The 12,893-nt window shown below is 68.9% G+C and carries 11 protein-coding genes; 6 read left to right on the forward strand and 5 right to left on the reverse strand.

What is annotated here, in order from left to right; translation table 11 throughout:
* Together ACFOY2_RS04525 and ACFOY2_RS04530 are read right to left on the reverse strand one after the other, a co-directional pair.
* Positions 1-1,491: a hypothetical protein gene (locus ACFOY2_RS04525; RefSeq protein ID WP_379526996.1), complete on the reverse strand. Its 1,491-nt coding sequence runs from the start codon at positions 1,489-1,491 to the stop codon at positions 1-3.
* 168 nt (positions 1,492-1,659) lie between these two features.
* Positions 1,660-1,884 carry a hypothetical protein gene (locus tag ACFOY2_RS04530; protein ID WP_357803836.1) on the reverse strand — a complete coding sequence of 75 codons (225 nt, stop codon included), beginning with the start codon at positions 1,882-1,884 and terminating at the stop codon, positions 1,660-1,662.
* A gap of 154 nt (positions 1,885-2,038) precedes the next feature.
* Here ACFOY2_RS04530 and ACFOY2_RS04535 point away from each other — a divergent pair, with 154 nt between their 5' ends.
* The 3 genes from ACFOY2_RS04535 (at position 2,039) to ACFOY2_RS04545 (ending at position 6,848) form a co-directional block, all read left to right on the forward strand.
* Positions 2,039-2,608, forward strand: coding sequence for an HhH-GPD-type base excision DNA repair protein (locus ACFOY2_RS04535; RefSeq protein WP_379526626.1), 570 nt, complete (start codon positions 2,039-2,041; stop codon positions 2,606-2,608).
* 242 nt (positions 2,609-2,850) lie between these two features.
* The gene (locus ACFOY2_RS04540) at positions 2,851-4,944 is read left to right on the forward strand and encodes a SpoIIE family protein phosphatase (protein WP_379526627.1); all 2,094 of its coding nucleotides are present in this window, start codon (positions 2,851-2,853) and stop codon (positions 4,942-4,944) included.
* 242 nt (positions 4,945-5,186) lie between these two features.
* The gene (locus ACFOY2_RS04545) at positions 5,187-6,848 is read left to right on the forward strand and encodes an RNA polymerase sigma factor (protein WP_379526628.1); all 1,662 of its coding nucleotides are present in this window, start codon (positions 5,187-5,189) and stop codon (positions 6,846-6,848) included.
* Positions 6,849-6,939: 91 nt separating this feature from the next.
* On the opposite strand, the gene ACFOY2_RS04550 is transcribed toward ACFOY2_RS04545, so the two are convergent.
* Positions 6,940-7,677, reverse strand: coding sequence for a YaaA family protein (locus tag ACFOY2_RS04550; protein WP_379526629.1), 738 nt, complete (start codon positions 7,675-7,677; stop codon positions 6,940-6,942).
* Positions 7,678-7,732: 55 nt separating this feature from the next.
* Between ACFOY2_RS04550 and ACFOY2_RS04555 the strand changes: the two genes are divergently transcribed.
* Positions 7,733-8,437: a GNAT family N-acetyltransferase gene (locus ACFOY2_RS04555; RefSeq protein WP_379526630.1), complete on the forward strand. Its 705-nt coding sequence runs from the start codon at positions 7,733-7,735 to the stop codon at positions 8,435-8,437.
* A 379-nt stretch (positions 8,438-8,816) separates the two neighbouring features.
* On the opposite strand, the gene ACFOY2_RS04560 is transcribed toward ACFOY2_RS04555, so the two are convergent.
* A complete protein-coding gene (locus ACFOY2_RS04560) occupies positions 8,817-9,047 on the reverse strand; it encodes a DUF7455 domain-containing protein (protein ID WP_357803853.1) in 231 nt (76 codons plus the stop codon).
* Positions 9,048-9,294: 247 nt separating this feature from the next.
* On the opposite strand from ACFOY2_RS04560, the gene ACFOY2_RS04565 reads away from it, so the two are divergent.
* Positions 9,295-11,361, forward strand: a complete 2,067-nt coding sequence (locus tag ACFOY2_RS04565) for a DNA gyrase/topoisomerase IV subunit B (RefSeq protein ID WP_379526631.1) — start codon at positions 9,295-9,297, stop codon at positions 11,359-11,361.
* A 380-nt stretch (positions 11,362-11,741) separates the two neighbouring features.
* On the opposite strand, the gene ACFOY2_RS04570 is transcribed toward ACFOY2_RS04565, so the two are convergent.
* Positions 11,742-12,236 (reverse strand): beta-class carbonic anhydrase, encoded by a 495-nt coding sequence (locus ACFOY2_RS04570; RefSeq protein WP_379526632.1) that lies wholly within the window; start codon positions 12,234-12,236, stop codon positions 11,742-11,744.
* Positions 12,237-12,375: 139 nt separating this feature from the next.
* Between ACFOY2_RS04570 and ACFOY2_RS04575 the strand changes: the two genes are divergently transcribed.
* Positions 12,376-12,699 carry a hypothetical protein gene (locus ACFOY2_RS04575; protein ID WP_379526633.1) on the forward strand — a complete coding sequence of 108 codons (324 nt, stop codon included), beginning with the start codon at positions 12,376-12,378 and terminating at the stop codon, positions 12,697-12,699.
* Positions 12,700-12,893: the final 194 nt, after the last annotated feature.

A 12,893-nucleotide genomic window follows, 5' to 3' on the forward strand; every position in this document is an offset into this window, starting at 1 on the left:
CTAGAATTCGTCGGGGATGTCGGCGATGTCGTCGAGTGCGGCGGCCAGTTCGTCGGGGTCGCCGCCGATCCGCTCGGCGATCTCGATCAGTACGTGCAGCACGTCGTGGCGCTCGTGGCCCAGGTCGAGCAGGCGCTGGGCGGCCTCCCAGAGCTGCGGCGGGTCGCCGTCCCACAGGCGGGTGGCGATCTCCTCGTGCCAGGCCAGGTGCTCCTGGTCGATGGCGCTGCCGTGGTCGAGCTCCAGGAGCGTACGGCGGTCGGCAGGGTCGGCCGGGTCGAGTTTGTCGAGCTCGACCCCGTTGTGCGTGCCCTGCAGGAACGGGAAGGCGAAGACCCGCCTGGCCAGCGCGTCCAGGTCGCCGTCCGGCAGCAGCCGCTCCAGCAGCAGCCGGTCGAGCCCGAACGACGTCGGATCGCGGTAGGCCTCGGGGAACTTGCCGATGGCCTCCCATACCGCGTCGAGCGTCGCCTTGAGCCCCTGCTCGGGCAGTTCGGTGCGGCGGGCGGCGAAGCGCACCCAGGCCGCCAGAGCGTGCGGCATCGCCTCCTGCTCGGCCACGCTCAGCAGCACCTTGCGCGGCAGCCAGTCGAGCAGGAACGTCTCGCACTTGGTCGGGCTGACCCGCAGCGGCCGGTTGAAGTCCTGTTCGCAGCCGTAGTCGATGATGTGGTCGGCGCAGCGCGAGGCCGCCGACGGGTCGGACAGGTGCTCGGCCGCGTCGGAGGCGAGGAACTCCGCCGCCAGCATGGCCCGCCGCTCCCTGCTGTAGGGGGCCTCGATGTGCAGCGGCGCGGGGCGCTTGCGCCCCGGGGGCAGCGCCTTGAGCCGGGCGCGCGCGAAGGCGTGGTAGGCGCTGTAGCTGTCGCTCACCGGCGGCGGCTTCTTGGGCTCCCTGGTGGCCTTCATCGCCGACTCCAGCAGCGCCCTGGCCTGCTCGGGCGCGATCTCCTCGAAGCGCAGCAGCGGATTGGCCGCCGCCTCGGCGCCGGCCTGCTCCAGCAACTTGTCGACCTGCGTGGACACCCACGCGTCGCGGGCCATGCCGCTCATGTTGTAGTCGACGACCAGGACCAGCGCGTGGCGGTCGGTCGACTGGGATGCCGCGTTCCATCGGTAGGCGAAGGTGCAGATGACCGTGTCCTGGTCGCCGTAGGCGTCGCGGGAGACGTAGCAGCCGGTGGGCTTGACGGCGCCGACCTTGTCGGCCCAGCCGGGCCTGGCCACCCCCGACTCCATCATCGCCAGCGCCGCGCCCTCGGCCTTGGCGCCCTGGCGGGCCGTGCCCAGATAGGCCAGGCAGATCAGCAGGGTCAGCGAGGCCGGAGTGCCGGCCTTGGCGGCGTAGTCGACCAGCCCCTCGCCGAGCACCTGCTCCACGTCGCCGCCCCTGACCCGCCGGCCCCACCAGGCCCCGATCATGTCGGAGACCATCAGTTCCGCGTCGAGAGGCGTGCGTACGGCCAGCAGCTCACGGGCCGCCTGCACCATCTCCTTGAACACGTCGTCTGGCGGGGTGCTCTCCCGGGGATCTCGTCGGTGTCGGCGCACGCCCTCACTCTCTCGTATTCCAGGCGCAAACGGTGCGTAGAACTCGGCCTGGTAACCCCGATGTTATCGGGAAACCCGAAACTATCGGGAAGATCTTGGTCGCGGCGTTTACCGGAAAGATCTTGGCGGTGGTGCAGAGTTCACGATTGCGAGCAAATGCTCGCGAGCTACGCGTTCGATGATCTCGGGCGTCGCCGAGATGCCCAGATGCTGCGCACACGCGCACACGTCGGCCACGCAGCGGTCGATCGTGTCCACGGGTACGGTCAGGAACTCTTCGGCCAGCCTGAGACTGACCGGCTCCCGCAGGAACCGTGTGGCCAAAGCGAGCATAGGAGTGAGATTCCTCTGGAGACCCAGGAGCAAACCCCCAGGAATGTCTACAGGGCGACTTGCGCTCTCATTTCACCTTTTCTCGGGCGGTTGTCAAGCCTCCGCGGAGGTTGTGTTCACTTCACCCGCCGCCCTTTCATGCGAAGCTGTCTCCATGCGCATCCAGCTCGCCCAGCGGAGCGAGGCAGACGAGCTCCTCGGCCGCAGCCCGCTCGCCCTGCTCGTCGGCATGCTGCTTGACCAGCAGATCCCCATGGAGTGGGCGTTCACGGGGCCTTACACGATCTCGCAACGCCTCGGCCACGACCTCACCGCCGAGGAGATCGCCTCCTGTGATCCTGAGGCGTTCACCGCGCTGCTGGCGGAGAAGCCCGCCGTGCACCGCTACCCCAAGTCGATGGCGGGCCGCGTCCAGCAGCTCGCGGCCTACCTCGTCGAACACTATGACGGGCGGCCGGAGAAGATCTGGGCCGACGCCGCCGACGGCAAAGAGTTGCTGGAGCGACTCATGGCCCTTCCCGGTTACGGCAAGCAGAAAGCCCAGATTTTCTTGGCATTGTTGGGGAAGCAGATGGGGGTCCAACCCCCGGGCTGGCGGGAAGCGGCCGGACTCTATGGCGAGGAGGGGTCGAACCGATCGGTGGCCGACGTGGTCGACGCCGGCAGCCTGGCCCGCGTACGCGCAGCCAAGCAGGAGGCCAAGCGCGTCGCCAAGGCCCAGTAGCCGGGTCGAAAGCCGGACCCGCCGACGGCGCTGTAACCTGATCTTGCTGCGCAACGTGGAGCGACTTTGACAGGATGCGTAGACCCTAAAGGCGACCGGGCCGCGACGGGGGCTTCCGTCCACACATGCCCATCGCCGATGATGTACTGCAGAATCCGGTCGCCCGGAGCTGCGCTACGCCGATACACAGTTATGGAGATGTGCCGCGTGGGAGACCCTGGCACGCGACGGAGGTGCCGACCATGAGCGCCGAGACCTCCGTTCCCCGTCCCCGGGAGTCGGATGTGGACATCTCAGACTCCGCCCTCTTCAAGGGCATGCTGTCGGAGGCCGAGTTCGCTTTCGCGTTCTTCGACGCCGACGCCCGTGTCCAGCGCGTCAACGACGTCTTCAGCGACGTCGTCAACGTGTCCGCCGAGCGCATGATCGGCCGGCCGCCCGTCGAAGTCCTCGCCGCCGACCTCAGCCAGATCATCACCCACGCCGTCCAGGCCGTGATCGAGACCGACGCGCCCGTCACCGAGGGCCGCGTGCGCGTCCGTTCCGCCGAGGGCGGCACCCGCCACTGGTCGTTGTCGTTCTCGCCGGTCCACGACGACGCGGGCGAGCTGCGCGCCATCGCCCTCATCGGGCTCGACGTGACCGAGAGCCGCCAGACCGAGGAGGCCCTGCGCCGCAGCGAGGAGCGCTACCGCTCGCTGGTCGAGGCGCAGTCGCAGCTCGTCTGGATCACCTCGCCCACCGGCGCGGTCGTCGAGGACGCCCCGCAGTGGCGCGCCATCACCGGCCAGGGCCTGGAGGAGTATCTCGCGGGCGGCTGGCTCGACGTCGTCCACCCCGACGAGCGCGGTCACACCGAGGAGGCCTGGAGGGAGGCGCTGCGCGGGCGCGCCATGTTCGAGTGGAACTACCGCGTGCGCACCCGGGCCAGCGGCTACCGCCACTTCGAGGTGCGCGCCGTGCCGATCATCAGGCACGGCAGGGTCGTGGAGTGGGTCGGGGCCAACACCGACGTCACCCCGCAGCGCGAGGCCGAGGAGATGCGCGGCAGGCTGACCGACCAGCTCGGCGCCGCCGCCCTGCGCACCGCCCGCCTGCAGGGCGCCACCGCCCAGCTGGCCGAGGCCCTGACGGTCGAGCAGGTCGTGCAGGTCATCATCGACGTCGGCCGCACCGCCCTGGCCGCCGACCGCTCCGCCGTGGCACTGCTCGACTCCGACCGCGCCGCGCTCAAGCTGATCAACGGCGAGGGCATCATGGAGGTCTCCGGGGTCACGGGCGATGAGATCCCGCTGTCCCACTCCAACGTGATGACCATGGCCGTCAACAGCCGAAGGCCGGTCTTCGCCGAGTCGCCCGAGTCGCTGAAGGCCCAGTTGCTGGAGGCGGGCGACGACGAGGAGGTGCTGGCGGGGTTCCTCGCCCACGGCGACGAGCGCGCCTGGGTCGGGCTGCCGCTGCTGGCAGCGGGACGTGCGCTGGGAGCGCTCCGATTCTCCTTCACCCGGCCGCAGAAGATCTCCCAGGAGGACGGCGTCTTCCTGGAGGCCCTGGCCGGTCAGTGCGCGCTGGCGGTCGAGCGGGCCACGCTGTTCGAGCGCGAGCACCGCACCGCCGAGACGCTGCAGCGCAGCCTGCTGCCCGACCGCCTGCCCGTGGTCAAGGGCCTGGTGCTGGCCCAACGCTTCCGTTCCGGCAGCCGTCACGTGCAGGTCGGCGGCGACTGGTACGACGCGTTCGTCCTGCAGGACGGGCGGGTCGCGGCCGTCGTCGGCGACGTCATGGGCAAGGGCGTCAAGGCCGCGGCGGGCATGGGCCGCATCCGCAACGCCATGCGGGCCCTGGCGCTGACCAATCCGCCGCCCGCGGCCGTCCTCACCGGGCTCGACAGGGTCTTCGAGGCGACCGAAGAGGAGGAACAGGTCACGACCCTGGCCTACATGGTCGTCGAGCCTGTCACGGGCGAGGGCACGCTGGCCCTGGCCGGCCACCCGCCGCCCGTCCTGGTCTCGCCGCAGGGCACGGCGATCCTGTGCGACGCCGAGCCCGGCACACCGCTAGGCTGGCCGACCAGCCGTCGGCAGTTCCGGTTCGTGGTGCCGCCCGGCCATACCGCCGTGCTCTACTCCGACGGTCTGGTGGAGAACAGGAAACGCGGATTGGACGGGGGCCTCGCAGAGCTTTGCAGTGTTGTGACCGAAGCGCCGCCTGAGGTCATCAACAGTCCACACATGTTGCTGGATTTCCTGGTTGACCGGATGTTGTCTGGATATGAACAGGATGATGACGTTACCGCGCTCGCAATTCACGTACCGCCTGCCACGAAGAGTGACTGAATGAAACAGTCATAACGGTTGCTTTCGGGTATCAGTGCCCCGCTTCCGTACGCACTACTGTCTTCGTCGGCCTAGGGTGGAGGTCAACCGCCGGGAGGTGGCCGTATGGAGTGCGGGGTCGTGCCACAATGCTGTGCAGGTCCGTCGCGGTCCGCACGGCCTCACCGATCTCCGAGAGAGGGAGCAGCCCCCCAGCGGGCATCTGGGTCCATTGTCGCCACGCGTTCGTTCGAGAGGTGTTCGTGTCGCCTGCAAGTTCGACTCGCTCGAAGCCACAAGAGCTGAACGAGCCCGTCATTCAGCGACTGCTCGAGCGTGGGCGCTCGCAGGGTTTCCTCGAGTCTGAGGATGTCCGTCAGGCCTTCGAGGAGGCGGACATCCCCATGTCGCACGCCGCCGCGTTCTTGCGGAACCTCAGCAAAGAGGGCGTGACCGTGGTGGTGACCGCCGCGGATTCGGCTGCGCCGAAGAAGTCTCGTGGTCCAGCAAAGCGCCGCACTGCCGCCCCCGTCAAGACCAAGACGGCGGCGGCCGCCAAAGAGCAGCAGCCCGAGACCGTGACCGCGGTCGTGGGCACCACTGAAGCCGAGCCGGCCGCCAAGAAGGCGGCCCCTGCCAAGAAGGCCGCTCCGGCGGCGAAGAAGGCCGCGGCATCCGCCGCCGCCAAGAAGGCCGAGCCGAAGAACGCTGGGCCTGCCGACACCAAGCCGAAGTCCGAGTCCAAGGCCGACTCCGACGACGACGAGGATCTCGAGCTCGACGGCGACGTGGAGCTGGAGGACCTCGAGGACATCGAGGTCGACGACGACGAGATCGTCGCCGAGGGCGATTCCGACTCCGACGACTCCGAGTCCGACTCAGACGACTCCGACGACGAGCCCAGCAAGGCCGTCGCCGAGACCGTCACGGTCCAGAAGGGCGAGGACGAGGTCCTCATCCTCTCCGACGACGACGATGACGCCCCTGTGGCGCAGGTCGCCGCCGCCGGCGCCACGGCCGACCCGGTCAAGGACTACCTCAAGCAGATCGGCAAGGTCCCCCTGCTCAACGCCGAGCAGGAGGTCGAGCTGGCCAAGCGCATCGAGGCGGGGCTGTTCGCCGAGGAGCAGCTCGGCAGCGGTGAGGCCGACGGCCTGCCCGTCGACGTCAAGGCCGAGCTGGAGTGGATCGCCGAAGACGGCCGCCGGGCCAAGAACCACCTGCTGGAGGCCAACCTCCGGCTCGTGGTCTCGCTGGCCAAGCGCTACACCGGGCGCGGCATGCTGTTCCTCGACCTGATCCAGGAAGGCAACCTGGGCCTGATCAGGGCCGTGGAGAAGTTCGACTACACCAAGGGCTACAAGTTCTCCACCTACGCCACGTGGTGGATCCGGCAGGCGATCACGCGTGCCATGGCCGACCAGGCGCGGACCATCCGCATCCCGGTCCACATGGTCGAAGTGATCAACAAGCTGGCCCGCGTCCAGCGGCAGATGCTGCAGGACCTCGGCCGCGAGCCCACGCCGGAAGAGCTGGCCCGCGAGCTGGACATGACGCCCGAGAAGGTCGTCGAGGTCCAGAAGTACGGCCGCGAGCCCATCTCCCTCCACACCCCGCTGGGCGAGGAGGGCGACAGCGAGTTCGGTGACCTCATCGAAGACTCCGAGGCCATCGTCCCGGCCGACGCCGTCAGCTTCACGCTGCTGCAGGAGCAGCTGCACTCCGTTCTCGACACGTTGTCGGAGCGGGAGGCGGGCGTCGTGTCGATGCGTTTCGGGCTCACCGACGGGCAGCCGAAGACGCTCGACGAGATCGGCAAGGTTTACGGGGTGACCCGTGAGCGCATCCGCCAGATCGAGTCGAAGACCATGTCGAAGCTGCGTCACCCGTCCCGGTCCCAGGTGCTGCGCGACTACCTGGACTGAGCCGGCCGTCCAACAGACGCAAGCGAGCCCCGCACGGGTTGTCCGTGCGGGGCTCGCGGCTTTCTGGATCGTTATTTCTTCGTGATCAGCCTCAGCGGAGGGTCACGTCGAGTGTCCACTGGCGGGTGGGGCGGGGCGGCGGAGTGAGATCGACGGCGTAGCCCAGGTCGGTCAGGTGCTTGGCCAGCTCGTCGGGGGTGGCCGGATCGGCGCCCGCGAGCAGCAGGGAACGGGCGATCTCGCCTCGGGTGGCCTTGGCCATGTGGCTGACGACCTTGCCGTCCTTGAACACGCGTACCGCCACCGCGCGTGAGCCCGGATGCCAGGCGCCGGCGTACGTGGCCGAGCGCAGATCCACCACCAGACCCGGGAGCGGGTCGAGAGCCTTGGCGATCCTGGGCCGCCAGAACGCCGCCAGCCCGCCCATGGGCGGCAGATTGACGCCCATCGACAGCCGGTACGGGGGAATCCGGTCTGTGATCTTCACCACACCCCACAGGCCCGAGAAGATCAGAATCGACTCCTCCGCGCGCCTGCTCGCCTCGGGCTCCAGAGTGGCCAGGCCGAGATTGTCGTACAGGACGCCGGTGTAGAGCTCGGCCGCGGCAAGCGTGGGGGCCTCACGCAGCGCCGCGTTCCTGGCCAGCTCACCCACCAGGCCGGGCGTGAGCCCCAGCACGTCGAGGGCGTCGCGCCGCTTCGAGGCCCGGACGAGGGCGGAGACCACCCGCTTGCGCGAGGCGGCGAGGGTGGGGAAGGACAACTCCGCCAGCGGCGGGCCGTCTCCTTCGCTCGCCTTACCCTCCGACGGAGGCAGCAACATCAGCACGCTTCCCCACCTTAGGGGACCGGCTGACCTGGGACGCTTCGGTTAGGCTGCGCGGGTGGATTTCGACCTCCTCGTCCATGAAGCATGGCCGGCCTACGAGCAGCGGCGGATCAGGGACGGGTGGGTCCTGCGGTATGCCGGGGGCGTGACGAAGCGGGCCAACTCGGTGCTCGCCACGGGCGCGCCCGCCGACCTGGCCGGGGCCATCGAGGCCGCGGAGACGTTCTACGGCGAGCGGGGCCAGCGGTGCGTCTTCTCCGTCGGGCCCGGTGCCACGGCCGGCCTGGACGAGGAGCTGGCGCGCAGAGGGTACGAGGTCGTCGATCCCACCGTCATCATGGCCGGATCGCCCCGCTCCGCGGTCGCCGCCCACGAGGTCAGGATCGAGGATCGGCCCTGGAGGGGCTGGCTGGAGACGTGGTGGGCGGTGGACGGACGGTTCGGCGGGAGCGGCCTCCCGGACGCGGAGCGCATCTGCACCGGCGTACCGGCCTGGTATGGGGCCTTTGAGGAGAATGGGGTGGCGCTGGCGGTCGGACGGGCCGTGCCGCAGGGCGGCACCCTCGGGATTTACTGCATGGCGACACGCCCGGAGGCGCGGCGGCGCGGATTCGCTCGAACGGTGCTGCGGGGGCTGGTGCGACACGCCGGGGCCCGCTCCGCCTACCTGGTCACCACCGCGCCCAACGAGGCGGCGCAGAGGCTCTATCGGAGCGAGGGATTCGAGGTCGCGGGCCGATACCACTACCGGGTGCGGTGAGCTTTCCGCGCGTGGATGTTCCGGCTTTGTCGCCGGATGCGCCGGGCGCCACTGCGTAGTCCGCGCTGAGCCGGTTCGGTGGCGTGTGCGCCCGCGATTGTGTCCGTCCGGTGCCACCGCCCCACCAGGGGCAGGGCCCTCGGGTACCTCTGTCGGCTCTCCGTTTGGGCGGAGCTGGGGCCTTCGTCCCGGACACGCCGTGAATCCACCGTAAAGACGGGAATTCAGCGCAGGACGTGGGCAGGATCCGGGCCGGGTGGCGCAGCATCGCGGGTGCCGGCTTTGGAGTGGTTGTTCCATGCGGAACGGCGGCCCCGGGCGTGCCAGGGTCGCCGTTCTCTATGCGATATATCGTTATCTCAGCACGGCAGGCGCTGGGTCAGCGCTCGTCGTTGGGGGCATTTGCAGGGGTTTCGCTGAGTCGAGCCGACTCGTCCAGGATGTCGGCACCCTTTTCGCGCAACGCTGCGACGTGCTGACGCCCGTGGTGGGCGCAGAACAGCAACTCCCCACCCACGGGCAGGGTCGCGCGAATGTAGGCCTGGGCGCCGCAGCGGTCGCAGCGGTCGAGGGCCGTCAGCGGCTTAACGGGGGCGAGAGCTCCAGTCACGTATCGCCTTTCGGGTCACCCCCGCCGAAGCGAGGATCTGGCGTCAGTCACTTGGAACAACATCTAACCGGACGTGGACGTTCCCAACCGCCCCCTCTCTACGCCCAGAGCGGAATGTGTCCGTTCGTCATGACGATCAGCCCGTTGGTAACGGCAAACGTGACGCCATGGCAAGCTTGTACGCGCGCGTATGGGAAGAACGGTAAGCTACGCACACGTGTTCGATGCCTAGACCAGGGGAGCTGGAGTGACGCTAGTGGAGGCGGGTTACACGGCTCGTCACCTGTCGGTGCTTGAAGGGCTCGAGGCCGTTCGCAAGCGCCCGGGCATGTACATCGGATCCACCGACAGCCGCGGGCTCATGCACTGCCTCTGGGAGATCGTGGACAACGGCGTCGACGAGGCGCTGGCGGGCCACTGCGACCGCATCGAGGTCGAGCTCTACCCGGACGGCTCCATCGAGGTCCGCGACAACGGCCGGGGCATCCCCGTCGACATCCATCCGAAGACCGGCCTGGCCGGGGTCGAGCTGGTCTACACCAAGCTCCACGCGGGCGGCAAGTTCGGCAGCGGCTCCTACGGCGCCTCCGGCGGTCTGCACGGTGTGGGCGCCTCCGTGGTCAACGCCCTGTCCGCGCGGCTCGACATCGAGGTCGACCTCGACGGCCGCGTACACGAGATCAGCTTCCGCCGCGGCGTGACCGGCATCTTCGACGGCGACGGGCCGACGGCCAAGTTCAAGAAGAAGTCCGGCCTGCGCATCGGCGACGAGCTCCCCAAGAACGTCACCGGCACCCGCGTGCGCTTCTGGGCCGACAAGCAGATCTTCCTGCCCGACGCCGAGGTCTCGCTCGACGAGATCCACGTGCGCATGCGGCAGACCGCGTTCCTGGTGCCGGGGCTGACCCTGGCCGTCTACGACAGCAGGCACGAGGAGCGGGTCGAGGACGTCTTCCGCTTCGACGGCGGCATCTCCGAGTTCACCGAGTTCCTGGCGCGCGACGAGGCCGTCTGCGAGGTGCTGCGCCTGCAGGGCGTCGGCCACTTCCATGAGACCGTGCCGGTCCTCGACGACCAGGGCCACATGACGCCCACCGAGGTCCAGCGCGAGCTCACCGTCGACGTGGCGGTCCGCTGGGGCAAGGGCTACGAGTCGACCGTGCGCTCGTTCGTCAACGTGATCGCCACTCCCAAGGGCGGCACGCACCTGACCGGGTTCGAGCGTGGCCTGGCCCGTACGATCAACGAGCTGCTGCGCGAGACCCGCCTGCTGAAGAACAGCGACGACCCCGTCACCAAGGACGACATCTCAGAAGGTCTGACCGGCGTGGTCACCGTCAGGGTGCCTGAGCCGCAGTTCGAGGGCCAGACCAAGGAGGTGCTCGGCACCTCCGCGGCCACCCGCATCGTCTCCCACGTGGTCTCGCGCGAGCTCAGAGAGCTGTTCGCCAACCCGCCGCGGGGCTTCAAGCAGCCGCTGCGGGCCATACTGGAGAAGATCGTCGCCGCCGCCAAAGCCCGCATCGCGGCCCGCGAGCACCGCGACAACCAGCGGCGCAAGAGCGCGCTGGAAAACTCCGCCCTGCCCGCCAAGCTGGTCGACTGCCGCAGCGACGACGTCGACCGCAGCGAGCTGTTCATCGTCGAGGGTGACTCCGCGCTCGGCACGGCCAAGCTGGCCCGCGACTCGGAGTTCCAGGCGCTGCTGCCGATCCGGGGCAAGATCCTCAACGTCCAGAAGGCGTCGGTGAGCGACATGCTCAAGAACGCCGAGTGCGCCGCCATCATCCAGGTCGTCGGGGCCGGGTCGGGGCGCTCGTTCGACATCGAGGCCGCCCGCTACGGCAAGGTCATCCTGATGGCCGACGCCGACGTCGACGGGGCCCACATCCGCTGCCTGCTGCTGACCCTCTTCCACCGCTACATGCGGCCGATGGTCGAGGCCGGGCGCGTGTTCGCCGCCGTGCCGCCGCTGCACCGCATCGAGCTGACCAACCCCGGCAGGGGCAAGGACAAGTACATCTACTGCTACTCCGACGCCGAGCTGCAGAAGGTGCTGCGGGATCTGGAACGACGCGGCAAACGCTGGAAGGACCCGGTGCAGCGTTACAAGGGTCTGGGCGAGATGGACGCCGACCAGCTCGCGGAGACCACGATGGATCCCCGGCACCGGATCCTGCGCCGGGTGCAGATCGAGGACGCCGAGGGCGCCGAGGGCATCTTCAACCTGCTGATGGGCAGCGACGTCGCGCCGCGGCGGGAGTTCATCGTAAGCAGCGCGGCCGAAGTGGACCGCGACCACATCGACGCCTGAGCGGTCAATTGACCGGCTAACCCCCTTCCACCCCGCCCAGCGCCGTCGGGCTGTCCGGTGGTTCGCCGGGCGTCGGGGTGTCTGGCGGCTGTTGGATGGGTCGGGTCGTCTGGTGGTCTGCGTGGGCTCACCCGAGCGAGCCCACGGGCGTGTCGATCTGGGATGAGAGCGCGCCCAGCGGGGGTGGCAACCCGGATGGTCGCTGTTGGGGTGTCTGCCGGAGCCCTATGGGGCTTTCGGTCCTGACCGCGGCGGCCGGAAAGGGGGCTGGGCGTGGCTGAGCGCCCCGTAGACGGCCTCCAGGGTGCCGGGCGTGGTCTTGGGAGGGAAGGGGCGGAGCGGGCTGGAGGGGCTTACTCCGCCTTCGGCCTCGGTCGGCGTCAGAAGTCGATGGGGCTCAGGCGGCCGGTGCGGACGTCGTAGATGGCCCCGGCCACCGGCATGCCCTCCGGCAGGAACGGGGTCGTCCTGATGCGGGTGAGGTCGTGGCGGAGCGCCTCGCCCTGGTCGGGCACCGTGTGGAACTCGAGGCTGCGGGTGTCCACTCCGCGGTCATGGGTGAGGGCGTGTACGTCCGAATCTGTCACCTTCGTCATGCCGCAGTCCGTGTGAGGCATGACGAGCACCCGCTCGACGCCGAGCAGGTAGACGGCCAGCACGAGGGTGCGCAACACGTCGTCCGTCACACGGGCGCCGGCGTTGCGGAGGATCTTGGCGTCCCCGGCTTTCAAGCCGAGCAGCCCGAGTGGGTCGATGCGGGAGTCCATGCAGGTCACGACGGCCAGCCCGCGCGCTGCCCGGCCCGTGAGTCCGGAGTTGCCGAACCTCTTGGCGAACTCCGCGTTGGCGGCATAAAGGTCGTCGAACGCACTCATGCCACAAATAATCCACCACCCTCAAAAGTTGGTGGTTTTCGGGGTGGCTAATGGCTGGACTTGGTAAACGCCACACGAACCTCCCTCACTTTGAGTGATGATGTCGTAGCCCTATGTACGTGATCGAAGAAGGTTGGTCGTGAGTAGGTCTGCATCGCTCGCCGCGTATCTGCGCGCTCAAGCCTGGCGCCGCCTCGACCGCGTGGAGTCCAAGGACGACGGTCGTAACGCCAGGAGCGCGCTGGCTCTCCTGGACACCGCCGCCTATGCGGGCAGCCTCCCCGACGATGATCCGCTGATCCTCATGCTGGATCAGGCGGGGTGTTACGGCCCGCTGGGGTGCGAGAACTTCGATCCGGGAGAGGTGGGCAACCGGCTGATCCGGCACTGGCAGGGTGGCGAGCCGCACGAACTCCTGCTCGCCCTGCCGACCGCCATCACCGCCGCCGCGGCCGGTTCCTGACCCGGTCTCGACGGCCGGGCCAACCAGTCCACCCTGGTCGGCCCGGCGTCTGGGATCCCGCGGTCACGGGATCCCCCTGTCTGGATGTCGCCATCCGGGGTCTCACTGTCCGGGGGTCCCGTCGGATCTCACCGTTCGAGGGCGGGTCCTATCGGGCGGGGAAGTGCCCGTTCCGTTGGCTTGCCCGGCGAGGA

Origin of the sequence: Nonomuraea purpurea, from assembly GCF_042650645.1 — a bacterium.
GTDB classification, from domain to species: domain Bacteria; phylum Actinomycetota; class Actinomycetes; order Streptosporangiales; family Streptosporangiaceae; genus Nonomuraea; species Nonomuraea purpurea.

What these genes read in the sequence shown, in the direction of transcription:
- ACFOY2_RS04525 (WP_379526996.1), bottom strand. Translation starts at nt 1,491, where the DNA reads ATGGTGCAGGCGGCCCGTGAGCTGCTGGCCGTACGCACGCCTCTCGAC.
- ACFOY2_RS04530 (WP_357803836.1), bottom strand. Translation starts at nt 1,884, where the DNA reads ATGCTCGCTTTGGCCACACGGTTCCTGCGGGAGCCGGTCAGTCTCAGG.
- ACFOY2_RS04535 (WP_379526626.1), top strand. Translation starts at nt 2,039, where the DNA reads ATGCGCATCCAGCTCGCCCAGCGGAGCGAGGCAGACGAGCTCCTCGGC.
- ACFOY2_RS04540 (WP_379526627.1), top strand. Translation starts at nt 2,851, where the DNA reads ATGAGCGCCGAGACCTCCGTTCCCCGTCCCCGGGAGTCGGATGTGGAC.
- ACFOY2_RS04570 (WP_379526632.1), bottom strand. Translation starts at nt 12,236, where the DNA reads ATGAGTGCGTTCGACGACCTTTATGCCGCCAACGCGGAGTTCGCCAAG.